Source organism: Candidatus Zixiibacteriota bacterium (assembly GCA_040756055.1).
Classification (GTDB): Bacteria; Zixibacteria; MSB-5A5; order GN15; family FEB-12.
In genome coordinates this window covers 258802-283008 of the sequence record JBFLZR010000005.1, presented here as the reverse complement: position 1 = coordinate 283008, position 24207 = coordinate 258802, and the positions used below count along the sequence as shown (strand labels likewise).

Here is a 24207-nt window from a genome sequence, read left to right as displayed (position 1 = left end):
TAAATACTCCGGGGGAAGCCGACCGCTTCCCCCGGGGAGATAAACAGCAGATGTTCTGATGAGATGACATTGATGTCTGAGTTTTACAGGAGTTGATATGGCGGGCACCGTCTCCATAACCGGAATAAACTCCGGACTCGATTACGATACCTTAATAAACAGCATAATAGAAATCGAACGGCAGAATGCCTACTTGCTCGAAAACGAGCAGGTCCAAAAACAGGCCGTGATCTCTGCTTTCCAGTCGCTTCAGGCAAAATTTCTGGCTCTGAGCACAGAGCTGAGCAAACTCAAAAAGACCAGCACGTTCGAGCAGTCGTCGGTAAGTGTTTCCGACGAAAGCGTGTTGACAGCGACTACCGATGGTCGGGTGAGCAGTGGTTCTTATGATGTACGGGTGTTATCCCTGGCGCGCAACCAGCAGTTGGCCAGCCAGGGCATTTCCAGCGATTCCATTTCGGCCTTTGGCACCGGCACGATAAGCATACAGGTGGGAAGCGGGGCAACCCGGACAGTTACCATTGATTCATCGAACAATTCTCTATTAGGTATCAAAAATGCTATTAATGACGCCAAGATAGGCGTCACGGCATCGATTATAAATGACGGTTCCGATTCGAATTCCTATCGCATGATTTTGACATCGGACAAGCCGGGAGCGGCCAACCGCTTTACGGTGACCTCGGATCTGGCCGGTGGGCAGGGTCTCGATTTCAATAATTCCTCGTTCGATTCTCCCGAAGCGGTCCTGATGAACTCATCCTCATCGTCGCAGATATCACTCGGGAGCACGGCGGCTTTCACCGGCTCCGAGAACAAGGTGTACACCTTTACGGTGGGTGGTACAGGGACGCAGACTATTGGCAGCGATAATATCACTCTCAACTGGACCGATGGCACCAATTCGGGAGCGATAATTGTCACCCAGGCCGATGCCGAGGTGTTGCTGGTGGGGGATGGGTCCGATGGTCTTACGCTGAATTTTTCTTCCGGCACACTGACCGCCGGTGATCAGTTTCAGGTCAGTACCTTCTCACCGCTTCTCCAGGAAGCTTCGGATGCAAGGATAACCCTTGGTTCGAGCGGCGGCAGCGGTTCGCCTATCGTTGTAACGTCGGATACCAATTCATTCGATGATCTTATCGGCGGATTATCTTTGACTGTGTCCCGCGAAACCGAGCCGGGGGAGAGTGTGACGGTGAACACCGACCTCGACACGACGGGCGTCAGGCAGCAGGTCGAGTCGTTTATATCGAAATACAACGCCATTATTAAGTATATTAACGAGCAGAATTCCTATACTGAAGACTCCGAGGATGCGGGGATACTTTTCGGCGATTTCACGGTGTGGGGTCTTCAGAATTCCCTCAGTAGCAATATCAGCGCCGTCATTGACGGTATCGAGGGGGAATACAATCAGCTTCGGACCATAGGCATAAGGACCAACGGCGACGGTACGTTGTATCTCAGTGATTCCTCGAAGCTGGAAAACGCTCTTCGCAACAATCTGGACGATGTTATCAGCCTGTTCGCCAGCGCGGGTGATTCATCGAGTTCATTTATAGAATTCGTGTCGTCGACTTCGAAGACAAAGATTGGCGAGGCGCTGGAGGTTGACATCACCCAGGTGGCGACCCACGGAAGATTTCAGGGCGGTGGTATTACCAGTCCGTCGACCTCCGGTATTACTCTCAGCAATACCAACAATCGTCTGCGCGTCAAGGTGGATGGGCTGACTTCGAACGAGTTGATTCTGGCGGCCAGGACTTATACCTCCGGTGCGGAACTGGCCCGTGAGATTCAGAATCAGATAGATGCTGATTCGAAGATTGGCAATCGCGGGATGACGGTAGAGTGGATTGAGACGGGCGCGACCACCGGCTATCTGAATTTCGAAAGCTCTACCTATGGTACGGGCAGCAAGATCGAGATGATTACATCGCAGACCAACTCAGCCTACACCCTGCTGGGGCTGGCGACCGGTGTTTCGCATGAAGGTCTGGATGTTGCCGGGACCATTAACGGCGAAGAGGCCGAGGGGAAAGGTCAATTTCTCGAAGGAGTGGAAGGTAACGCGACCACAGAAGGATTGAAGATAAAGGTGACGCTTGAGGCCGGGCAACTGGTGAGCGGCGCCGAGGGGACTATTACGATCACCAAAGGTGTCGCGGCCCGCATGTATGACTATGTGGACAGCGTGACGGCGTCGGGCGACGGTGTCATCGACCGGCGCATTAAGGCCTACCAGAGCCAGATTGATACGCTCGTGGAGCAGGTGGCTGATATTGATGAGCGCCTGGAGTACCGCCGTCAGACGCTATACCAGCAGTTTTACGCTATGGAAGAGGCGCTGGGCCTGTTGAATTCGGAGTCGAGCTATCTCACGCAGCAATTAGATGCCATTAACGCGAATTGGAAAGCTCTCAATAAAGACTAACATCCACGTATAGGAACATCTATGTCAAACAACGTTAACGCTTATCAGAAGTCCGAGATCATGGGCAAATCGCAACTGGATTTGATCCTGCTTGTTTATGACGGCGCTATTTCGGCTTTCAAGGCGGCCTCCAGGGCCTACCGGGAGAATGAAAGCAACAAGGGTTTCGAACAACTCGAGCGGGCAAAGCGATTTGTCACTCATCTGTACACTACTCTTGACAACGAAAAGGGCGGCGAGATCGCCGAACAACTTGGTAAGCTGTACGCGTTTGTGATAAATCAGACAAACGTGATTGAGGGCACGAAAGATTTGAAGCTGATTGACGATAACATAAGTGTACTGAATAATCTTCGGCAAGGCTGGCTGGGTCTCAAACAGCAGCAGAGCGGCCAGAAAGAACCGGAGGACAAGGCACAGCAGCAGGCTTCACTCGACCTTGTCACTCTGGCTTGATTATGGAACAAACGAATCAAAACGCTATCAGTCAGCTCGAGAAGGAGCTGGTAGCGATACTCAAAGAGGAATATTCCTTTTACCAGGCGCTTTATGTGATGCTGGACAAGCAGCGCGATTTCATCAAGTTCGAGAACGATGGGAAACTTCTCGACCTGTTCGCTGAAATCGAGCGCTGTCATATGCGCATTAAGAAGTCGGAAGAGAAGCTCGAAGCCATCAAGACCAAACATCCGAAACTGTTCAAGCTGGCGGTGATCGCTCCCGATGTGCGCAAGATAGTCAACGGTATTGTCACTCTGATCAAAAAGAGCTCGGCTTTGGTAGAAGAGAACGAGGAATACGTCAGGTCAAGACACGACCGTCTGAGAACGGAGCTCGGCGAATTGAAAAACAGCCACAAGATACTGCAATATATCCAGAATGAAGCACCTTCGGCGCAGTTCGTCGACAGTAAGAATTGAATAAATCAGCGTATACCCGGGTCGGGGCGTAAACGCCGCGATTGCCGGAGACACCGGTATATAGGAAGTAAGGAAGGTGTAGAGATGCAAATAGGACCGATTAACGACGGCAATGCCGTCATCGAGGGTTCGGGCCAGCGGCCCGAAAGGAGCACAAGACCGGCAGAAAATGTCGGCGCGAATTCCGAAGCGCTCGGAAAAGAGAAGTGTACAGCAGACAAGGCGACCGCTAACGAAAAGATGGAAGACAACAACCGGGAGATTGACAGGCTCCAGGAAATCCGCGATCGTATCGACTCCGGGTTTTATGACCAGCAGTTAGTGAAAGAGATCATGGTCGACAGGCTGCTTGACGAAATGCTGGAAAATATCAATAAATTCTATAGATAACGGTCAGGTATGATAACTGCTGAGATAGACAATAAAATCAAAAGAGTAGTCTCGAACATCAGAAATCTGCCCACGCCGCCGATCGTGTTTCACCAGATCCAGAAGGTGATTAATGATCCGGGTGTCAGCGCCGAAAAGGTCGCCAACATTCTCGCTGAGGATCCGGCGATGTCGGTGAAGGTGCTCAGGCTGACAAACTCCGCCTTTTACGGGCTGGCGAGAGAAATTGAGTCGGTCAAGCAGGCCGTAGTAATAGTCGGCTTTGAGGCGATAAAAAATCTGGTGCTTTCTGCTTCGGTGCTCGATATGTTCAAGGGAAAGAATATAGACGAAGAATACCAGGAAAAGTACTGGCGTCACTCGCTTTCCACGGCGTTTTGCTGCCGTTTGCTGGCCCGGAGACTTCGGTCGCGCGGTATGGTCGATCCGGACTCGGCTTTTTCGGCCGGACTGCTTCACGATGTGGGCAAGATGGTCATTTGCTGTTTCCTGCCGGATGAGTGGAAACGATACAAGGCCGAACGTGAAGCCGATACAAATTCCGAGGATTTCGAAATCGAAGAAAGGCTGTTCGGTTTTACTCACAGCCAGGTTGGCGGGTTTCTGGGGACACAGTGGAAAATTCCCCATAAGCTGGTTGAAGCGATTACGCTTCATCACCACCCGCAACTCGAAGAGAAAAAGGACCCCATTACCTATATCGTATACCTTGCGGATTATATCTCAAAGCGGGCATTCTACGAAGAAGAAGAACAGCATCTTATCGCCGAACCCGACCGCAGCGTGATGGCGTATATGGCTGTGAACGACGACGATTTACTTAATTTTGACTCGGAGCTGAAAGCGGAGTACGCCAAGGCCGAGACTTTCATGCAAATAGCCGGTTTGTAAGAGCGGCCGCAGAGGGGGACGGCCGATGTTCCGCATCGGGGGGCTGCAACGTAACCTGTTGAAGTCCAATGAATTTTATTTGACCGCCCGCGATAATAACTCTTGACATTTTTAGGCTGAAGTTTATAATAATTGACTGCTTTCAGGATTTTTAGCAGTTTGCTTGGTATTTGGAACGGGCGATTAGCTCAGATGGTTAGAGTACTTGCTTGACATGCAAGGGGTCACTGGTTCGATTCCAGTATCGCCCACCATTTTCAACACCGGTTGCTCGGTGGGTTACAAACTACTGTAACCCGCTTTTAGTATTGTATATAAGAAAGAATTATGGCCCAGGTAAATATACAACTTCCCGATGGTTCCATTCGCGGTTTTGAGTCAGGCACGACCGGCATGGAGATAGCAAAGGCTATCTCGCCGAAGCTGGCCAAAGAGGCGATTGCTGTCAAGGTTGACGGCTTCGTGACCGACCTCAGCACGCCGATTCCGAAGGACGCTCCGGTTGAGATTCTGACTTTCGATCATCCGGAAGGCCGGCAGGTGTTCTGGCATTCCAGCTCGCACATCATGGCTCAGGCAGTGCTCGAGTTGTTCCCCCAGGCGAAGCTGGCGATTGGTCCGCCGATTGCCGAGGGCTGGTATTACGATTTTGAAGTATCCAAGCCGTTCTCGCCCGAAGACCTCGAAAAAATCGAAGAGAGAATGAGCGAGATCATAAAAGAAGACGCTCCGTTCAGGCGCGAGGTGAAAAAGCGCGGCGAGGCCATAGATTATTACCGGGACAAGGGAGCCACTTACAAGGTTGAGTTGCTGGAGGATCTTGAGGGTGACGAGGTCAGTTTCTATTACCATTCGAGATTCGAAGACCTCTGCCGCGGACCGCATATTCCGAGTACCGGCATTATAAAGGCCTTCAAGCTCATCTCGTCGTCGGGGGCCTACTGGCGCGGAGACGAGAAGCGCACGATGCTTCAGCGGATTTACGGCGTATCGTATCCGAAGAAAGCGATGCTTGACGATTACCTGACCCGATTGGAAGACGCAAAGAAGCGCGACCATCGGCTTTTGGGCAAGCAGCTCGAGTTGTACTCTATAAACGATGATGTCGGCGCCGGGCTGGTTCTCTGGCTGCCAAAGGGCGCCAGAGTCAGAAACGAGATAGAGAATTTCTGGCGTGAGGAGCATTTTAAGTACGGTTATGACCTGGTCTATTCGCCTCATATCGCCGATCTGGAATTATGGCATCGCAGTGGACACACCGGCTTTTATTCTGATGACATGTACGGTCCGATCGACGTAGAGGGTAAAAAGTACCAGCTCAAGCCGATGAACTGCCCGTTCCATATCAGCATGTACAAGACCCGGTTGTGGTCCTATCGCGATCTTCCGCTGAGATGGGCCGAGTTGGGCACGGTTTACCGGTATGAGCGGGGGGGAGTTCTTCACGGATTGATGCGGGTCAGGGGCTTTACGCAGGATGACGCTCACCATTTTGTGGCCCAGGAGAAAATGGAGCAGGAGCTGGATTGGCTTCTGGACTTCTGCTTGCACATACTCAGGTCATTCGGTTTCACCGAGTATGACATCTATCTTTCGACTATGCCGGCGAAAGCGATCGGCAAAGAGGAAGACTGGCGACGGGCGGAGGCAGGGCTGAGGGCGACGCTGGAGAAGGCGAAGCTGAAATACGATGTCGATGAGGGCGGTGGGGCATTTTATGGACCAAAAATAGACATAAAGATAAAAGATGCCATGGGTCGCAGCTGGCAGTGTTCGACGATACAGTTTGATTTTTCCTTGCCTGAACGATTCGATCTCTATTATATTGACTCGGATGGGCATCAGAAGCGTCCGTTTATGATTCACCGGGCGCTTTTGGGCGCGATCGAGCGCTTTTTTGGCGTGCTTCTGGAGCATTATGCCGGGAATTTCCCTCTCTGGCTGGCTCCGATGCAGGTCAAGGTGTTGCCTATCACGGACAGCATAAACGACTATGCGTCGGAAGTTGTCGGGGCCTTGAAGGAGCGCAATATTCGGGCTGTGCTTGATGATCGCTCGGAAAAGGTAGGGGCCAAGATACGCGACGCCGAGTTGTATAAGGTTCCGTACATGTTTATTGTCGGCGCCAAGGAACGAGAGGCCGGCACAGTCTCCGTTCGCAAACATGGCGTGGGTGACACCGGGACCAAGACATTAAACCAGGCGATTGATTACCTTGAAGAAGAAATCAAAAGCAAGGGATTGACAGCGAAGTAGTTTCTGATATAGGAGGAATTCATAAGCAGTAAGAACTTGCGGATCAATGGCCAGATAAGGATCTCGCCGGTCAGGTTGATTGGCCCTGACGGTGACCAGTTGGGCATTGTTCCTACCGACCAGGCGCTCGAACGGGCCCGCGAAAATGGGCTTGATTTGGTAGAGGTTGCGCCGAACAGCCGTCCGCCGGTCTGCCGGATACTCGATTATGGCAAATTCAAGTACGAGTTGTCAAAAAAGGACCGGTTGGCGAAGAAGAAGCAGCACTCCTTTCAGCTCAAGGAGATGCGGTATCGGCCCAAGATTGACCAGCACGATTTTGACTTCAAAACCAAACATGTTCGAGAGTTCCTCGAACAGGGCAGCAAGGTCAAGGTTTTTGTGATGTTTCGGGGCCGTGAGATGGCGCACATTGAATTCGGTCGCAAAGTGTTGGATAGAGTCGCCGAGGAACTTAAGGACCTGGCTTTGATCGAAGTCGAGCCGAAACTTGAGGGTCGGACTATGACCATGGTTCTGGGGCCGAAGCCGGAAGTTCTTAAACAGATGAAAAAAGAGAAGGCGGCCAAGATTGTCGAAGACGAGAAAGTCAAACACCAGGATGAGGCTGCCGATACGGATATTGAAGTTGAGGTAGAAGAAGAACAATAACCAATTTGAGGATATGATTTAATGCCGAAGATTAAAACATTGCGGGGCGCCGCCAAGAGATTCAGAAAGACGGCCACCGGGAAATTCAAGCGGAACAAAGCCTACAAGTCGCATATTCAGACGAAGATGAGTCCCAAGCGGGTAAGGCAGTTGCGCAAAGCCACACTCGTTTCGAGTGCGGATATTAGAAGAGTACGGCGCATGTTGCCGTCGCAGTAACACGGTTGGATAACTAAGGAGAATTAGACAGATGCCACGCGCTAAAAATAATGTTGCTGCTCATAAGCGCCATCGGAAAGTGCTACAGAAGGCCCGCGGCAACTATAACGGAAGAGCGAAGTTATATCGGACTGCTCTCGAGACCGTAAACAAAGGGCTTAAGTACGCCTATCGGGATCGCCGTGCGAAAAAGCGGATTTTCCGCTCGCTGTGGATCACGCGTATCTCAGCCGCCGCTCAGATGAATGGGACGAACTATTCGATGTTCATGTCGGGTCTCAAGAAGGCCGGCGTGAATCTTGACCGCAAGATGCTTGCCGATATCGCGGCCCGCGATGCGGCTACATTCTCGAATCTGGTAAAGATGGCAGCCGGAAACTGATGCCGGAGTGCCTCTTTTATGTCCCTTCTTGATGATATTACCAAGATAAAGCAGGAAGCACTCGAGCGAATCAGAAAAGCCGATTCGCTCGAGTGTCTAAACGAAATTCAGGTCCGCTATCTGGGACGCAAGGGGGCCGTTACGGCCGTCCTGAAGAGCCTGAAGGACCTGTCTTTGGAGGAGCGCAAGAAACTCGGCGCTCTCGCCAACAAGGTTCGTGAAGAACTCGAGGGTATCATCGAGACCACCCGGCGGAATTTCGGCCGGGAAGACAAAGTCAGTGATTTCGACCCGACACTACCGGGTACAACCCCGCGCCTCGGAACGGCGCACATAGTCAATCAGGTAATAGATGAAATCTGCGATATTTTCCATCGCATGGGATTCACCATCGAGCGGGGCCCCGATGTCGAGACGGATTACTACAATTTCGAGGCTTTGAATTTCCGCCCCGATCATCCGGCGCGGGACATGCAGGATACGATGTTTGTCGAGGGCGGCCGACTGCTCCGGACGCACACCACACCCGTTCAGGCCCGCGTGCTCGAGCGACAAAAACCGCCGATCAAGATCATTACTCCGGGTCTCTGTTATCGCAACGAGGCTATTTCCACAAGGTCCCATGTGGCCTTTCACCAGGTAGACGGGTTCCTCGTTGACGAGGGCGTCACCATGGCGGATTTGAAGGGCGCCCTGATGGCGTTCTGCCATGCGTTCTTCGGCGAAGGTTTGAAAGTCAAATTCCGTCCATCGTATTTCCCTTTCACGGAACCATCGGCCGAGGTCGACATTTCCTGTTTCCTTTGCGGTGGCAGCGGCTGCCGGGTGTGTAAACACTCCGGATGGCTGGAAATTCTGGGCTGTGGAATGATCGATCCGGCCGTGCTCGAAAAAGCCGGTCACGATCCGGAAAAGTACACCGGGTATGCTTTTGGGATGGGAGTCGAGCGCCCCGCGATGCTCAAGTACAAAATTAATGACATTCGTCTGTTTTTTAACAACGACGTTCGGTTTTTGAGACAATTCGGATAAGAGATGAAGGTTTCCTATAAATGGCTTTTGGAATTGACCGGGCTTGACTGGCCGGTCGAGGATGTCGCGCATCGTCTCACCCTGTGTGGAACGGCCTGCGAATACATAGAACACGCCGCCCGTCACATGGACAAAGTCGTGGTGGGTGATGTGCTGGCGCTCAATCCGGTAAAAGGCGCTGATAAGATCCAACTTGCGACAGTCGATGTCGGAAATGGCAAAATGGACGTAATCTGTGGCGCCCCGAATGTCGCCGTTGGTCAGAAGGTGGCTGTCGCGCTGGAAGGAGCCTCGCTCGCCGGCGGCATGGTTATCAAAAAGGTCAAGATCCGCGGCGTGGAATCATCGGCAATGATCTGCTCCGAAAGAGAACTGGGAATATCCGATGACCACTCGGGAATAATGGTCCTTGATGCGAAGATTGCCCCGGGAACTCCGCTGGCAGAGGCCCTTGACTTTCATGATTATATCCTGACATTCGAATTAACGCCGAATCGTGGCGACTCCATGTCCGCCATCGGTATCGCGCGCGATCTGGCCGCGCTGGCTTCGACAAAAGTAATCCGACCGGAAGTGAAAATAAACGAAGCTTCCGAGCCGGCCTCCAATGCTGTCAAGGTGACCATAGATGATCCGGCCGGGTGTCCGAGATATGCCGCGAGAGTTATCCGCAATGTCAAAATCGGTCCGTCGCCATGGTGGGTCAGGAAACGACTTCTGCTTTCAGGGGTACGTCCGATATCGAACGTTGTTGATGTTACGAATCTCGTTATGCTGGAGACCGGCCATCCGCTGCATGCGTTCGACCTTGACCGTTTCGGTTCCAGCCATGTGGTGGTCAGGAAGGCCGCCAGCGGTGAATTGTTCACTACGCTTGACGGTAAGAAGCATGAGCTGACTCCGGAGGTTCTTCTTATTACTAATGGGCAAACGGGCGTGGCGGCCGGCGGTGTCATGGGGGGACTTAACTCGGAAGTGGAAGACGACACTACGAATATCCTGCTTGAGGCCGCCTATTTTGACCCTGCGACGATAAGACGCAGCAGAAAAAAACTTGATCTGGTGACCGAGTCGTCATCGCGTTTCGAAAAAGGGGCGGATCCCAATGGTATCCCGTATGCTATCGACAGAGCGGCATACTTGTTTCAGCAGATTTGCGGCGGAAAGGTGCTTTCGGGAGTGGTTGACTGCTATGCGCGGCGCATCGAGCCGCTCAATATTTCCTTCAGGCCGCAGCGATGTAATTATGTTCTCGGGGCTGATATTCCCGCCAAACGGATGAAGCAGATTCTGACGGATCTGGAGATGAAAGTGGATGGTGAGAGCCCAATGAGAGTTACCGTGCCGACTTTCCGTCCTGATATAGAGCGAGAGATTGACTTTGTTGAAGAGGTGGGGCGAATCGAAGGCTACGACAACATGCCGGATGCCACCACCAATATCGGTCCGCTGTTTACGCCGATGCATTACGAGGACAGGTTCCGATCCGAATTGCGAAAGATTATGCTCGGCTGCGGTTTTGATGAAATGGTCAATCACGGGTTGACCGACAGCCAGCGCTCGAAAATCCTGAACCCGGAACTAGAGCAGGTCAGGATCGTTAATCCGGTTTCGGAAGATTTGAATGTCATGCGCAATTCGATGATTCCGACCACACTTAGCGTGGTCGGTCACAATATATCCCACCGAAATCTGGATCTCTGCCTGTTTGAGGTGGGAAAGATATACCTGCCGGGAACGGGGGAGGATGACTGGGTGGAAGAGCCCAGATTGGTGGCGGCCGTCACGGGCAATACGGAGCATACCTGGCGGGATCGTCCGCGGCCGTTCGATTATTATGATTTGTCCGGTGTGGTCTCGCGGCTGGCCAGTCACTTCGGGTGGCCCGAAATGAAATTCGAGCCAAAGCCTTTTGGTTTCTTCAGGGAAACAATTTCGTACGAAATAAGTTTTGAGAATCAGTCGGTCGGCATCATCGGACAGCTAACCGACGAGGTCCTTGGACGGTTTGAAATAAAGCAGCCGGTCTATTTGCTTGAATTGGCTCTTACGGCTCTGATGAAGCGCAGCGGAACTCTAAGACAGTATCAGGAACTTCCTATTTATCCCGCGGCCCCTCGTGATATAGCTGTTATAGTCGATGAGGGTGTTCGGGCCGCCGACCTTATCTCCGCTGTGCGCCAGGCCGGGGGAGAAATCGCGGAGTCTGTTGAAATTTTTGATCTGTACAAAGGAAAACAGATCGAGAAGGGCAAAAAATCGGTAGCGATATCGATCATCTATCGTTCGCGTGCGGGTAATTTATCCAGCGAGCAAGTTGATGAACAACAACAGAGTGTTATAAATACATTAAAGCATAACTTTAATGCGCTAATCAGGGATAAGTAGCAATGAATGATAAACTTGACCTTCTGGCGGAAAAAATAGAAAAGGTTGTTCAGCGGCTGGAGGCTATGACCGTTGAAAACCGCTCGCTTAAACAGCAGAACAAGAGCCTGACGGGCGAATTAAATCAGCTTCGTAAGGATTTTGACGTTCTCAAACTCAGTGCTGCTGACCAGTCGGAGAATGCCCGGACCAAATTGACCAGCATTTTGCACCGTCTGGATCAGCTCGAGAGTGTCAGTGAGTAAGTTTTTTCTTGACTTAAATGCCATAATTCGCATAAATTGTTGTAAGTTAGTAGGATAAGAAAATAGCAGATAAGTATTTATAGACCGATGGCAGATTCTTCAACGTCAAACAAAGTGGTCGTGAATATATTCGGCGAAGACTATCCCATCACGGGAGTGACCGACGCCACTTATATATCTCGCATAGCTGGTTACGTTGATGCAAAGATGAAAGAGGCGGCGCAGAGCAGCCGTGTTGTAGCGCGAGATAAGGTCGCCATTTTAGCGGCGATGTCGATTGCCTCCGAGTTGCACGACGCGAAAGAGACCGGCCAGCTCAGTGGTGAGCGGGTCGAGTCCAGGCTCGATGGCTTGTTGTCTCGACTCGACAAGGTTCTTTCAGAGTTGTCGTAGGTCTCCGAGTAAATACCCTGCCCAGGGTCTGCTCTTTTCTTCTCCATAATTTGATAATAGATGAGACATCCGATGACATCATCGGGTGGGAGGAACACATGAACGACGCGATTATTTTTGTCGCCATTGCTGTGGTCGTCGGGATTATCTCGTTTTTCCTGTTCGCCTATCTTGGCCGTCGCAGTATTCTCAAGGAGAAACTGGCGTCGCGGGAAGAAACCAAGCGGATAATTGCCGAAGCCGAAAATGAAGCCAAGATCAAGAAAAAAGAGGCGGTACTCGAGGCTCGCGAAGAGGCTCTGAAATTGAAGGCCGAGTTCGAGCGCGAGTTCGAGCAGAAGCGACGGGAGCTTGATGGTACCGAGAAACGGCTGACCGAACAGCAAACATCACTTCAGAGGAAACTGGAATATCTTGAGGTTCGCGACAAAGAGCTTATAAATAAAGACCGCAATTTACAGGCGCGGGACAAAGGCATTACTTTCCGTGAGAAGCAACTCGATGAGATCATGGCGGCTCAAAACGAGAAGCTTCAGAGGATAGCGCAGATGACCCCCGAGGAAGCCAAAAAGCAGCTGATGGACAACATGATCAGCGCCGCGAAGATGGAGGCCGCCGCCCACATCAAAGACATCAAAGAAAAGGCCGAGCAGGAAGCGGAAAAGTCAGTGAAGGAAATCATCCTTTCATCCATATATCGCTGCGCCGCGGACCATACGGTGGAGTCGACAGTGTCGGTGGTTAACCTTCCGAGCGACGAAATGAAGGGCCGTATTATTGGCCGTGAGGGCCGCAACATTCGCTCGTTCGAGACGGCTACGGGGATTGATGTCATAGTCGACGACACACCCGAAGCGGTGATTCTTTCGGGATACGATCCGGTTCGCCGCGAGATAGCGAGGATGGCGCTGGAGAAATTGATCACCGATGGCCGTATTCATCCCACGCGAATCGAAGAAGTTGTCGAGAAGTCTCAGAAGGAGATGGAGGTCATTGTCAGGGAGGCCGGTGAGCAGGCCTGCTTTGAGCTTGGTGTTCACGGACTGCACCCGGATATAGTTTATCAGCTGGGAAAACTTAATTTCCGTACGTCATACGGCCAGAATGTCCTGGCGCACAGTAAGGAAGTCGCGATACTGGCTGGTCTTATGGCGGCTGAGCTTGAGCTGGATGCCGTGATGGCGAAAAGGTGTGGTCTGCTTCACGATATCGGCAAGGCTATTGACCGCGAGACCGAGGGTACGCACACCAGCATCGGCGCCGATTTCATAAGGCGTTACAAGGAGAACGAACTGGTCGTTAACGCCATTGAGTCGCATCATGCCGATGTTCCGATGAACTCTCCATATCCGGTACTGGTCCAGGCTGCCGATGCCATATCCGGAGCGAGGCCGGGGGCCAGACGCGAACCTCTGGAGGCGTACATCAAGCGCCTGCAGCAGCTCGAAGAACTGGCCGACAGTTTCAAGGGTGTCGCCAAAGCTTATGCTATTCAGGCTGGCCGTGAGATCAGGGTTATCGTCGAGAATGAGGCGCTGGATGACCTTCAGTGCTCGATTCTGGCCGGTGACCTCGCCGATAAGATTGAAAAAGAAATGCAGTATCCGGGGCAAATCAAGGTTACCATTATCAGGGAAACCCGGGCTACCGAATACGCCAAGTAGCAATATTGACAGCCCGGTGTCGTCTGCAGGCGATGCCGGGCCGGTTGGTCGGTTGAATCGGCGGAGACAACCGGCGCTCGATTTTCTGCTCCGCCTTAGAAAGACATTTCAATGTCATCGTTTAGAATCCTTTTCATCGCCGACATCTGTGGCAAGGCGGGCCGGCAGGCTGCCGCCCATCTGACAAAACCGCTTCGAGAAAAATATGCGGCGGACTACGTGATAGCCAATGTCGAGAACGCCGCGGGAGGTTTCGGGATAACTTCGGAGATGTCGCGCAAGGTCTTCTCTTACGGTGTCGATATGCAAACTTCCGGAAATCACATCTGGGATCGAATCGACATCCTAAAGTACTTCGAGACCAAACCCCGACTGCTTCGTCCGGCGAACTATCCGCAGTCAGTACCGGGATGCGGGTGGTATCTCGACGTTGTCAACGGCACCAAAATAGGCATCTTGAATCTCATGGGAAGGACCTACATGAAGGACCTTGACTGTCCGTTCAAAGTTGCCGACCGAGAACTGGCGCACCTTCGCAAAGAAACCAATTTGATTTTTGTAGATTTCCATGCCGAGGCGACCTCGGAGAAGCAGGCGCTCTGCTACTATCTTGATGGATTGGTGACGGCGATTGTGGGTACCCATACGCATGTGCAGACGGCTGATGAGAAGATTACAAAGCGGGGAACAGCCTACATCACCGATGCGGGCATGACCGGTCCTTATGAGTCCGTAATAGGAATGGAAGTGCGGCCATCGCTGGACCGTTTTCTGACAGGTATGCCGATTCGGTTCTCGACGGCAAGTGAGGATGTCAAGATATCGGGTGTGGTAATAGAAGCCAATGCCGAAACGGGAGAGGCGCTGAGCATCACGAGGTTTAAAGAAGATTTTGACCTCAAAAGTTTCGGTAATAAAAACAGCGAAGAAGACGACGATTAAAAGGCATTAAATATGGCGGCGCAACTTATTGTAGGCAAGGATGTTGCCAATAGTATTCGGCAGGGGTTGAAGCCCCGGATAGCGGCCCTGAAGCAGGCCGGCGTTGTACCGGGTCTGGCGACTGTTTTGGTCGGCGATGATCCGGCGTCGGAAACGTATGTTAGCAGCAAGGGAAAAGCCTGCGAGAAGCTCGGAATGTACTCTCGGAATATCCGTCGGGAGGCTTCACTTTGCCAACAGGAGTTGGTTGAGATTGTAAAGGAGCTCAACGCCGATGATCGAATACACGGTATTCTGGTTCAGTCGCCGCTTCCACCGCACATTGATGAATTGGCCGTGACGCTGACAATTTCCCCGGATAAGGATGCCGACGGGTTTCACCCTTACAATGTCGGCATGATGTTGCTCGGCAGAGGAAGGCTTTTGCCCTGTACCCCGCACGGCATTATTAAGTTGCTTGAGTATTATGATATCAATCCGGAAGGAAAAGAGGTCGTGATTATCGGGCGCTCTAATATCGTGGGCAAACCGGTCGCCGCATTGCTGATGCAGAAGGGCAGGATGGCCAATGCCACGGTGACAGTGGCTCACTCCCGCTCAAAGAATCTGGATACCATCGCGCGCCGGGCCGATATACTCATAGCCGCGATCGGCAAGCCGGCGATTGTCAAGGCCGATATGGTCAAGCAGGGCGCGGTTGTGATCGATGTAGGCGTGAACCGTGTCGATGATGACACCGCCGAGAAGGGGTATCGGCTGGTGGGAGATGTTGATTTTGATGCCTGCCTGGAAAGAGCGTCTTTTATAACCCCGGTTCCGGGAGGCGTTGGTCCTATGACAATTGCGATGCTGATGTCTAATACGGTGACAGCGGCTGAAAATATCGCCCGCAGATTGGGCAAAGCGGTTTGAGGCCTGCAACGGCTTTGGCTAATGTTGCAAGGCTTTACATAACCTTACCTCCGCAAAAGAACTTCTATCGAGAGTTCAGGTATAAAAAGAGAGTCTCCAAGGCTTTATTAAAGCCTTTAAGTTGTCTATTATCAAACGATTACAGACTTATTGCCGTATCCGCTTGGCGGAATATTTTTCTGGGCTGATTTTCAAACCGTCATATCGCAAGGGCATATCGTTTGCAGCTTAAAGTTGGACTATATATGATCAAGCAGAAACAGGACTTTTGTTCATCCATGCGAGTGTCTACCGTTGTCATTCTTGTGTTCTTATCGCTGTTGTTGTCAAGCCCAATTTCCATTAAGGCCCAGGTTGAAGAGCAGCCGGTTGACAGCTATGCCGCTTATTTGCTGGATATTCTCGATGCTACCACGATAACGCCGGTCGAAAACCTCGAGGATTTTGCCGTGACGCTGTCTGAGTCGCGGGCCGGGTATGCTTCCGAATACAAGCTCGACTTTCAGCTCAGGCAGAGCACCTACGATCTGCTCAAAAACGGTGGCTTCAAGCTGGCGTTTCCGGTGGGGTTCGCTCTGGGATCCATAGAGAGTATGGTGATAACCGACAACTGTCAGGCATTCAAGCTCGGGGTGGGGAGTTGGGTTGTCGCTGACCAACTGATAACGATATATCTCCAGCCGATTCGCTGTGATGAATGTGAGGAATCCCTGACGCTGGACGCTACGGTAGCGGACACGACCCTTATCGATATTTCGCTGATAATCAATGCCATCATAAACCATCCGGTAGCCGGTGATTACCAGATCGCCGGGGTGGCTTTCAAGCAAAATGGCGCGGTGATAGCGGGGCCGACTTTTTCCCAGGTATTCACGATCACCGCCAATACCGTTAGCTCGATTGTGGTATCTCCGTCAGAAGACATAACGGTGAAGGCCGGCGAGTCGGTGACATTCACTGCTTCGGCGTTTGATGACCTCGATAACGAGGTCGAAGGCGTATCATTTCTCTGGGGTCTCGATTGCGGCGACTGCCTTGGGTATTTTGAGGGTTCCACGCTCCATGTAACGACCCCTGGTGAGGCCCGAGCGGTGGCTTCGGTCAACGGAGTCAGCGGGCAGTCTGGCCTGATTACCGCCAGGCCAGGTAACCTTGCGCGCATGGAGTTGTTCATCTCGGCATCGCAGGTGGTTAAGCAACCGCTTCTGGGACAGGCCTACCTGGTGCTGTACGATGGATTCGGCAATTTGAAAACCGACTACAGTCTCTCCGGAAATCCCATATACCTGCGCACTACCGGCAGTCAACTGGTACCTGACGTCATTGATGATGACGCCCTACTGGTTAACGGTAGTATCGATCTGATACCGGTCGGAATTACATACCAGGGTATGTCCGCGACGACCGCAATCTATGCTGACGACAACACGGTGATGTCGAACTCGGTCAATGTCAGTTTTAACGGTTATGATGTGAGCGATGTTCTCGATGCTCAGGGGAACACCATCAGCGCAGTATATGCCGGTCAGCCGACAACGGTTTCAGTGGAAGTGTTGAGCGATGGAAATATAGTCGCTGAGAGCCCGGCCACCTTGAGAGCGCGTTTCACCTCCATATCAGAGATAACCGAGACAACCTTTGTTCCGGGAGAGCTCGGGCAGATTGTCGTGGTGCCGCTTGGCCTGCCGGTCATTCAGCACGACATGAATGCCGACGAACTCGTAGTGGAACTGACAGCCCGGTTCAACATAGATGGCGAGATATATGAGACTGTAAACATTCGGTCCTATCCGATTGACGTGATACATCCGGCGACATTTGAGTTTGTCGAGGGAAGTTTCAAGCCGGATACGATTCTTGCCGGTTCTTCTTTCACGGCGCAGTTTGCCGTGTTTTCTGACGGGTTCGACCGGCCCATCGACAGCACCAACGTTGCCATACATGTCGTTTCAGCCCCCGGCGGGGATATCCTGGCCACACTTTACGAAGGGTCGCCGGAGTATGCCGGTTTTGATGGGGGGACTATCAGCTACGACGGTCTGGAGAGCCTTCTCGACGCCGCGCTTTCTTTGAGCACCGGATGGTACACGCTGCGGGTGGATTATGTGCTTTATTCGCTCGGGGCGATATTCACGATCGATAATGCCAATCCTGATTCGATATATGTCATCGGCGATGTTGACCTTGTCGTTGATCCGGGCTTGGTCACTCCTTCGGCGGTGGCTGCCGGCGCGCCGGCACAGTTCAGCTTCGTAGTGAATTCAGGCAGTGTTTTTCCCCTGATGGTGGATTTGGAGCAATCATCGTTTACCGTGACCGGCGCCGGTTTTTCAACGTCGACAAGCCTTAACGTTGAAGGCGGAGAGATACTGCCAGGGGACAATTTGTTTACCAGCGGTCAGATTTTTGTGCCACTGACCGAAGAGGGCAATCAACTCAGTTTAGAAGCCAACATTTCCTTCAAAGTCCCCGGCATAGCGGAGGCCGTCGTCTATAACACCGACTTCTCCGGTCTTCTGATAGAGGTTACCTCGCTTCCCGTAATTCAGATAATAAATCTGGAGGCGGTTGCCCCCAATGTTCCCAACGTGAACACCCTGCAGCAGTTTGAGTTGGTGGGGAAAGTGGCCAATCTCAGCTCGGCGCCGGTGATGGCTGCGGAGCTTCGTCTGACAAGCGATGGTTACTCTACGTTTGAGCCGGCGACGATGATGGTAGATATCCCGGCCAATGATACGATTGATGTATCCTGGGATGTCGTCGCCGCTTCAGAGCCCAATACCGCTGAAATCATCATCATGGAACTGGACCACACCGGAGTTACCCATCTCTCACCCGTTGACAATGTGGCTCTTATTACCATTCAGACGCCTGCCGCGCTGGATCTCACCTACAGTTTGTTTGGCGTCGAGAATTCTCTGGCCGATTATGGCAGTGAGATAAGTCTGACCGTGGAACTGGTCAACTACGGCATGGCCGCGACTTCCGATGGTTCTTATCGAATGACCGTCGAGGGACTGGACCTCGACGGAACTGATACCTATGTGGGGTCTATCAGCGCCGACCGGCACATCGAATTTTCATTCACGGCGCCGCAGAAGGACACCATAATCGAAGTTTATTTTGAGTTGACGGTTTTGCCCGATGACCTCAATACGCTCCAAACTGCTGCTATCGAAGATGTGTCTTTCCAGATATTCATAGGTGTCGTGTCCGGAGACGCTGAGCTTTTTGTGGAGATAATCCCGATCGGCACCAACCTGGTCCTGCCGGGCAGACCAAAAGACTTGTTCGAGGTCAACTTGACCAACACCGGTATCTCCGAAGTCACAACCCTGATGCTGGAGAAGATTTCGATTGTGCTGCTCAATGGATTCGGCTATCCCCTTGACGCGATATCAACCATAAATATCGGCAATACCGGTTTCTACGAGGACGACCAGAAGATTACGGGCTTAACCGCCGGCGACAGTGTGCTCATCTTCAACTTCCAGAATTTTATCTTGGAACCGAGGGACAGCCGCCAACTGGTTTTCAAGGCCGAGCTGAAAGAGACGCTGGAATCCGCAGTAGCTTTCCATTTGAGCAAGTCCGGAGTGGAAGCGCGGTTCCTTGAGGGACCGAATGCCGGGCTGCTCGTTCCTGTGACTTCGGACAGCGAGGGAGAGGATATATCGCCGCCGATTTTGTCGGTGAAGGGTTCCAGTCTGTCCGGTTCATTTACGGTGGAAACGAATCCGTTCAATCCCGAGGACCCGTCGCAATCCCCCGTCAGGTTCTCCTATGAATTACCGGCGGCAGCCGATGTTGAGTTCAGGATTTTCACACTGACCGGCGAAGAAGTGTACTCATCGGAATATTCGGCCGGCTCCAGCGGCGGCATCCAGGGTGAGAATCTGATTGAGTGGGACGGCCGCAATGACGACGGGCAGGTAGTGCGCAATGGCGTTTATGTGGCCCAGATGAAGAATGTGTCAAGCGGTGAGATCGCCTACCTGAAGATAGCGGTGGTGAAATGATGTCGAGGCTTCGATTAAACATATTGGTTCTCTCTGCGGTGCTGCTCGCGGCTTCGTCTATGGCCGGTGATGCCGGTCAGGAATCGCCGTTTTCCGCTGGGGCGGGCGCGCGGGCGCTGGGTATGGGGGGAGCCTTTACTTCTCTGGCCAACGATGCATCGACGATGTATTACAATCCGGCCGGTCTTCCGGTTTTGGAGAGCCAGGAGATCTCCCTGATGCACATGGATCTTTTCGAGGGTACCGTCTACAATTTTGCGGGATGGGTTTATCCCGATGTCAAGCTGGGCGGTTTCGGAATAGCCTATATGCGGATTGGGACCGATGATATTATCAGGCGTGAGAATTTTGTCGAGACCGGAAGCTTCGATTACTCGCATTCACAGTTTTTGATTTCTTACGGCCAGCGTCTACAGGGCGGGTTATCTCTCGGTCTGAGTTTTAAGATTGTCAATCAGTCGCTTGATGACCTTTCGGCCTATGGCATCGGATTTGATCTGGGTATGCTGGCGCGTGTGAACAAGTATGTGCGGGCCGGATTGGTTGTGCGCGATATGGTGCCGGCCGAACTGGAGCTGGATCACTCTTCGGAAATTACCCCGATCACTGTCGCGGGAGGTTTATCATTGAACAACCTCGCATTCAGCGACCAGACCAGCCTGAACGCCGCCTTCGAACTGGAGAAAATTGAGAACCGGACCGTCCGGGTTCACACCGGATTGGAACTACTGTACAACGAGACTTACGCGCTTCGCGCCGGTTACGATCGTGACAACTTGTCGTTCGGGGCGGGCCTGAAATACCGACGGCTGAAGATCGATTATGCGTACAGGGTCCTGGAGTTTCTCGATGACAGCCATCGATTCTCCCTGTCGTTCCTGATAGGTCCTTCCATCACCAAGCAGCTCAGGCGCTCCGAGATGCTCGAAGAGCGGCGGGGGTCGGTGCTGCTCGAAGGGGAAAGGCAGAAACAGTTCGAGTTCTACCGGGAGAAGGCCGACAGTTACTATTCCAATTTCCGTCTGGATTCGGCGCTTGTTTATTATCAGCGCGCTCTGGCCTTTGATGAAGACAATGAGGAAATTGTCGGTAAAATCGCGGCGATTGAGAACGCTCTGACGGTGCAGCTTGAGGAACAGCAGAAGATTCGGTCGACAAGGCTGGAACTTCAGAAATCTATCGAAAATTACTACGCGCAGGCCGAGAATTTCTTCGCCAAGAAGTACTATCAGGCGGCGCTTGACATGCTGAACCTGATTTTTGACATCAATCCGAATTACCTCGAGGCCACCGACCTCAAGCGAGAAATCGAGGATGCGATAACCAGGGATATAGCGCTTGAGTTTGATAAGGCTCGAACCGCCGAACAGGAGAAAAACTCCGTGGCGGCTTTGGAATCCTATAACAGGATTCTGGAACTTGATCCCGGCAACGAAGAGGCGATTGCCAACCGTGAAAAGGTAGCGGCCAGTCTGGATATAGCCCAGCAGCTAAATCGCGGTATAGAGCTGTTTAACGCCGGTTCGTATTCCAGGGCAAGGGCGGCTTTTGGCGCGGTAATCCTTGCCGACCGGCAGAATCCGGTGGCTATCGAATACCTCAGGAAGATCGATGCTCTGCAGGAGAAACAGGTTACCCTCGAGGACCTTCAGAAGGACCGCGTTGTGTGGCAGCATTACCTCGACGGCCTGCGCTATATGCGCAATAAAGAGTATGAGAAGGCCATAGAGTCCTGGAATAAGGTTCTGGAGGTCTATCCCAACAACGTGAATACCCTCAATAACATCGAACAGGCGCGCCTTCGTCTGCAATCGGAGGAGTCCGATTAATTGCGCGCTGTCTGTTTTTTAATAGACGAGTACCAATCGCCTTACTACATTTCGACGTATGTTCCGTCGCCCGATTAAAGAAATAAACGCTGAATTCATTGCCGAGGAAAAATTCCTCGACAGTATTCAGAGAACCGTGAGGGAGAGCTGCACGGCCGCCTCGATGTCGCGCAAGGATACGGCGGCGGTGCTGCTGGCTATGGAGGAGGGGGCGACCAATATTATCCGTCATGCCTATCTGTACGAGAAGGGCATAATCCGCCTGCGTATTGTTATCTATAAAAATCTCATTGTCTTCTCTCTGATTGATTTTGGCCGTTCATTCCAGCCCAGCGGGACGGGCGCCCTGGATCTCGAGCGGCTGGTGGAATCCGGTCGCAAGGGGGGGCTCGGCTTCTACATGATTCAGAAGATCATGGATTCGGTCGAATACATCTCCACCGCCGGGTTCAATGAACTGCGGATGATGAAACACATCAGCGAGCCTTCACCGGTGGGGCGTACATTCCTGAGGCGACTTTTCACCCTCCGGGTGAAATTCTCGGTGTGGACTTTCATAATCATGTCGGTCATCATCGGGGTCTCCATCTATTATTTCGATTATCGAACATCCGAGCAGATGTACACCCATAAGCACGAAACCGTTCAGGCGCTTGCCAAGACGATTGCTGATCAGGCGGGCGGGTATTTCATAAATCGACGGTCGGATGTTGAGTTTGATGAGTTGATCGTCAGCTACCGGCGGGCTAACCCCGAACTGAGACTGATAGTTCTCACAGATGCCTCGGGTCTGATCAGGGCTCATTCGGACGACATCCGCAATATCAGGCGCCTCTACCAACCGCCGGCACAGGTGGATACTTCGATTGTAAACAAGCCACAAACCATGGACACCCAGTGGGAAACCCTTTCTTATCTGGTGACCCCAATTATGTCGGGAGAGAGGGTCATTGGTGATGTCCACGTCACATATTCCACCGCCAATATCTATTTCAAGTTGGCGGAATCGCGCAAAAAGACATTTCTGCTTATACTCGTGCTGGTGATAATCGGTATTGCCGGTATTTACCTTCTCTCGAATTACTTCGTGAACCCGATTCTCAATATCACGCGCAGGGTCAGGCGGTTTACCTCGGGAGAATTGGAATCGGAGCTTCCTTTAACCGGCGCCGAGGAGTTTTTTGAAATCAGTAAGGCCTTTAACCAGATGATGACCCGTCTGAGCCAGGACCAGAAGAATATAGTCGAGCGTGAAAAGATGGCCAAGGAGATCGAAGTAGCTTCGGAGATTCAGAAGACTTTGCTGCCACGTCAGTTGCCGAATCTTCCAAGCCTCGAGATCGATGCTTTCTATCGGGCGGCCTCGGTGATCGGAGGAGACCTTTACGATATTTTCGCGATTAGCGAGAATCGGTACTGTATAACGGTTGCTGATGTATCGGGTAAGGGAGTTCCGGCCTCTCTGGTAATGTCAATATTGAGGACGGTTATTCAGATCCGGGCCGATGAGAAGTCTTCGGCCCGCGATATTCTGATAAAAGTAAACGACTATTTGACGGAGAATATACCGGCAGGTATGTTTATCACGGTTTTTCTGGTGATATACGATGCCGCCAAACATCGGATCAGCTTCGTGTCTGCCGGACACAACCCGATGCTTTTTTACAGGTCCGACGAGAAAAGTCTTTCTTTGCTCAATCCCAAGGGAATGCCGCTGGGGATGCCGTTGGCCGATGGGGTTTCTTTCGCCGACAGTCTTGAGGAGTCGAGTTTGACGCTCAGCCACGACGATCTGTTCTTCATTTTCACCGATGGCATTACGGAGGCCAGGGACCGGGACAACCGCCAGTATGGTATGGATCGCCTGACGGGCTTTTTGGACAGCTATCTTTCGGAGAACGGGACGGCGGATGTGGCGTCGCTTTCAAAGGCGATCGTAAACGAACTGGACGATTTTACCGGTTTTCAGAAAACCACCGATGACGTGACTTTTGTGGTGGCACGTTGCAACCTTGCGGTGGAGTCTGTCCGGGCAACATCGAGACCATCGGTGCAAGTCAAGAAGCTTGGGGCCGAGTCGGCCAATGAGAATCCGGGCTGAGTCGTCTAAGATTTTTCTTGCCTGAAAAGCCCAAAACCATTTTAATGCGTAACATCACAATACGTCTGATTCGGGAAGTTCTTTGACGATGGACAACATATCAATATCTCTATCGGAAGGCGCCGGCAACGAAGTGTCCGAGATTCGGGTTGATGGCGTGATCGATACTCTGACAGCGGGCGAACTCGAGGAAGTTATCGATTCTCTGCTGAAAAGGCAGCGGTATAACCTTGTGGTGGATCTGGCCGGTGTGGATTACATATCATCGGCGGGCTGGGGTATATTCATATCACACATCAAGGAAGTGCGGGCCAATGGTGGAGATATCAAACTGGCCAATATGATTTCCAACGTTCATGAGATATACGAACTGCTCGAATTCGACAACGTGTTAGCCGCCTACACATCGGTTGATGAGGCGCGTGATGCCTTCGTGGGTTTCGGCGAACCGGGCGAAAAAAAAAAGGACAAAAGCTGACCCGGCTGACGGTAGTTGATGCCAGCGGGAAGACCCATCGAAATCTCGCCTCATCTCC

20 protein-coding genes and 1 tRNA gene are annotated in these 24207 nt (G+C 52.0%); all 21 read left to right on the top strand.

The window, feature by feature from the left end:
- Nucleotides 1-97: 97 nt before the first annotated feature.
- The 21 genes from fliD to AB1483_11090 all read left to right on the top strand — a co-directional run bounded on the left by fliD (nucleotide 98) and on the right by AB1483_11090 (nucleotide 24149).
- On the top strand, nucleotides 98-2437 hold the full coding sequence (fliD, locus tag AB1483_11190; GenBank protein MEW6413017.1) for a flagellar filament capping protein FliD: 2340 nt from the start codon (nucleotides 98-100) through the stop codon (nucleotides 2435-2437).
- A 21-nt stretch (nucleotides 2438-2458) separates the two neighbouring features.
- Nucleotides 2459-2893 carry a flagellar export chaperone FliS gene (gene fliS, locus AB1483_11185; GenBank protein MEW6413016.1) on the top strand — a complete coding sequence of 145 codons (435 nt, stop codon included), beginning with the start codon at nucleotides 2459-2461 and terminating at the stop codon, nucleotides 2891-2893.
- A 2-nt stretch (nucleotides 2894-2895) separates the two neighbouring features.
- The gene (locus tag AB1483_11180) at nucleotides 2896-3357 is read left to right on the top strand and encodes a hypothetical protein (protein ID MEW6413015.1); all 462 of its coding nucleotides are present in this window, start codon (nucleotides 2896-2898) and stop codon (nucleotides 3355-3357) included.
- Nucleotides 3358-3441: 84 nt separating this feature from the next.
- Complete coding sequence (locus tag AB1483_11175; protein ID MEW6413014.1) at nucleotides 3442-3747, top strand: hypothetical protein; 306 nt, start codon at nucleotides 3442-3444, stop codon at nucleotides 3745-3747.
- Between the two features lie 9 nt (nucleotides 3748-3756).
- Nucleotides 3757-4638: an HDOD domain-containing protein gene (locus tag AB1483_11170; GenBank protein MEW6413013.1), complete on the top strand. Its 882-nt coding sequence runs from the start codon at nucleotides 3757-3759 to the stop codon at nucleotides 4636-4638.
- A gap of 177 nt (nucleotides 4639-4815) precedes the next feature.
- Nucleotides 4816-4892 (top strand) — tRNA-Val (locus AB1483_11165).
- Between the two features lie 73 nt (nucleotides 4893-4965).
- Nucleotides 4966-6894 carry a threonine--tRNA ligase gene (gene thrS / locus AB1483_11160; GenBank protein MEW6413012.1) on the top strand — a complete coding sequence of 643 codons (1929 nt, stop codon included), beginning with the start codon at nucleotides 4966-4968 and terminating at the stop codon, nucleotides 6892-6894.
- Nucleotides 6895-6930: 36 nt separating this feature from the next.
- Nucleotides 6931-7545 carry a translation initiation factor IF-3 gene (gene infC, locus AB1483_11155; protein ID MEW6413011.1) on the top strand — a complete coding sequence of 205 codons (615 nt, stop codon included), beginning with the start codon at nucleotides 6931-6933 and terminating at the stop codon, nucleotides 7543-7545.
- A gap of 21 nt (nucleotides 7546-7566) precedes the next feature.
- Nucleotides 7567-7764, top strand: coding sequence for a 50S ribosomal protein L35 (rpmI, locus tag AB1483_11150; protein MEW6413010.1), 198 nt, complete (start codon nucleotides 7567-7569; stop codon nucleotides 7762-7764).
- A gap of 31 nt (nucleotides 7765-7795) precedes the next feature.
- Nucleotides 7796-8146: a 50S ribosomal protein L20 gene (gene rplT / locus AB1483_11145; protein ID MEW6413009.1), complete on the top strand. Its 351-nt coding sequence runs from the start codon at nucleotides 7796-7798 to the stop codon at nucleotides 8144-8146.
- 18 nt (nucleotides 8147-8164) lie between these two features.
- Nucleotides 8165-9178, top strand: a complete 1014-nt coding sequence (gene pheS / locus AB1483_11140; protein ID MEW6413008.1) for a phenylalanine--tRNA ligase subunit alpha — start codon at nucleotides 8165-8167, stop codon at nucleotides 9176-9178.
- Between the two features lie 3 nt (nucleotides 9179-9181).
- Nucleotides 9182-11566, top strand: coding sequence for a phenylalanine--tRNA ligase subunit beta (pheT, locus tag AB1483_11135; protein MEW6413007.1), 2385 nt, complete (start codon nucleotides 9182-9184; stop codon nucleotides 11564-11566).
- Between the two features lie 2 nt (nucleotides 11567-11568).
- Nucleotides 11569-11811 carry a cell division protein ZapB gene (zapB, locus tag AB1483_11130; protein ID MEW6413006.1) on the top strand — a complete coding sequence of 81 codons (243 nt, stop codon included), beginning with the start codon at nucleotides 11569-11571 and terminating at the stop codon, nucleotides 11809-11811.
- A gap of 87 nt (nucleotides 11812-11898) precedes the next feature.
- Nucleotides 11899-12204, top strand: coding sequence for a cell division protein ZapA (locus AB1483_11125; protein MEW6413005.1), 306 nt, complete (start codon nucleotides 11899-11901; stop codon nucleotides 12202-12204).
- A gap of 98 nt (nucleotides 12205-12302) precedes the next feature.
- On the top strand, nucleotides 12303-13868 hold the full coding sequence (rny, locus tag AB1483_11120) for a ribonuclease Y (GenBank protein ID MEW6413004.1): 1566 nt from the start codon (nucleotides 12303-12305) through the stop codon (nucleotides 13866-13868).
- A gap of 111 nt (nucleotides 13869-13979) precedes the next feature.
- Nucleotides 13980-14810 (top strand): TIGR00282 family metallophosphoesterase, encoded by an 831-nt coding sequence (locus AB1483_11115; protein MEW6413003.1) that lies wholly within the window; start codon nucleotides 13980-13982, stop codon nucleotides 14808-14810.
- Between the two features lie 12 nt (nucleotides 14811-14822).
- Nucleotides 14823-15722: a tetrahydrofolate dehydrogenase/cyclohydrolase catalytic domain-containing protein gene (locus AB1483_11110; GenBank protein MEW6413002.1), complete on the top strand. Its 900-nt coding sequence runs from the start codon at nucleotides 14823-14825 to the stop codon at nucleotides 15720-15722.
- 245 nt (nucleotides 15723-15967) lie between these two features.
- On the top strand, nucleotides 15968-19741 hold the full coding sequence (locus AB1483_11105) for a FlgD immunoglobulin-like domain containing protein (protein MEW6413001.1): 3774 nt from the start codon (nucleotides 15968-15970) through the stop codon (nucleotides 19739-19741).
- Complete coding sequence (locus AB1483_11100) at nucleotides 19738-21570, top strand: PorV/PorQ family protein (protein ID MEW6413000.1); 1833 nt, start codon at nucleotides 19738-19740, stop codon at nucleotides 21568-21570. Before AB1483_11105 ends, AB1483_11100 begins: the two co-directional genes overlap by 4 nt.
- Before the next feature lie 58 nt (nucleotides 21571-21628).
- A complete protein-coding gene (locus AB1483_11095; GenBank protein MEW6412999.1) occupies nucleotides 21629-23671 on the top strand; it encodes a SpoIIE family protein phosphatase in 2043 nt (680 codons plus the stop codon).
- Between the two features lie 88 nt (nucleotides 23672-23759).
- Complete coding sequence (locus AB1483_11090; GenBank protein ID MEW6412998.1) at nucleotides 23760-24149, top strand: STAS domain-containing protein; 390 nt, start codon at nucleotides 23760-23762, stop codon at nucleotides 24147-24149.
- The last annotated feature ends 58 nt before the right edge of the window (nucleotides 24150-24207 follow it).

Excerpts from the sequence above, each read along its gene's own strand:
- fliD (MEW6413017.1), top strand. The coding sequence starts at position 98 with ATGGCGGGCACCGTCTCCATAACCGGAATAAACTCCGGACTCGATTAC.
- fliS (MEW6413016.1), top strand. The coding sequence starts at position 2,459 with ATGTCAAACAACGTTAACGCTTATCAGAAGTCCGAGATCATGGGCAAA.
- AB1483_11180 (MEW6413015.1), top strand. The coding sequence starts at position 2,896 with ATGGAACAAACGAATCAAAACGCTATCAGTCAGCTCGAGAAGGAGCTG.
- AB1483_11175 (MEW6413014.1), top strand. The coding sequence starts at position 3,442 with ATGCAAATAGGACCGATTAACGACGGCAATGCCGTCATCGAGGGTTCG.
- AB1483_11170 (MEW6413013.1), top strand. The coding sequence starts at position 3,757 with ATGATAACTGCTGAGATAGACAATAAAATCAAAAGAGTAGTCTCGAAC.
- thrS (MEW6413012.1), top strand. The coding sequence starts at position 4,966 with ATGGCCCAGGTAAATATACAACTTCCCGATGGTTCCATTCGCGGTTTT.
- rpmI (MEW6413010.1), top strand. The coding sequence starts at position 7,567 with ATGCCGAAGATTAAAACATTGCGGGGCGCCGCCAAGAGATTCAGAAAG.
- rplT (MEW6413009.1), top strand. The coding sequence starts at position 7,796 with ATGCCACGCGCTAAAAATAATGTTGCTGCTCATAAGCGCCATCGGAAA.
- pheS (MEW6413008.1), top strand. The coding sequence starts at position 8,165 with ATGTCCCTTCTTGATGATATTACCAAGATAAAGCAGGAAGCACTCGAG.
- pheT (MEW6413007.1), top strand. The coding sequence starts at position 9,182 with ATGAAGGTTTCCTATAAATGGCTTTTGGAATTGACCGGGCTTGACTGG.
- zapB (MEW6413006.1), top strand. The coding sequence starts at position 11,569 with ATGAATGATAAACTTGACCTTCTGGCGGAAAAAATAGAAAAGGTTGTT.
- AB1483_11125 (MEW6413005.1), top strand. The coding sequence starts at position 11,899 with ATGGCAGATTCTTCAACGTCAAACAAAGTGGTCGTGAATATATTCGGC.
- rny (MEW6413004.1), top strand. The coding sequence starts at position 12,303 with ATGAACGACGCGATTATTTTTGTCGCCATTGCTGTGGTCGTCGGGATT.
- AB1483_11115 (MEW6413003.1), top strand. The coding sequence starts at position 13,980 with ATGTCATCGTTTAGAATCCTTTTCATCGCCGACATCTGTGGCAAGGCG.
- AB1483_11110 (MEW6413002.1), top strand. The coding sequence starts at position 14,823 with ATGGCGGCGCAACTTATTGTAGGCAAGGATGTTGCCAATAGTATTCGG.
- AB1483_11105 (MEW6413001.1), top strand. The coding sequence starts at position 15,968 with ATGATCAAGCAGAAACAGGACTTTTGTTCATCCATGCGAGTGTCTACC.
- AB1483_11100 (MEW6413000.1), top strand. The coding sequence starts at position 19,738 with ATGATGTCGAGGCTTCGATTAAACATATTGGTTCTCTCTGCGGTGCTG.
- AB1483_11095 (MEW6412999.1), top strand. The coding sequence starts at position 21,629 with ATGTTCCGTCGCCCGATTAAAGAAATAAACGCTGAATTCATTGCCGAG.
- AB1483_11090 (MEW6412998.1), top strand. The coding sequence starts at position 23,760 with ATGGACAACATATCAATATCTCTATCGGAAGGCGCCGGCAACGAAGTG.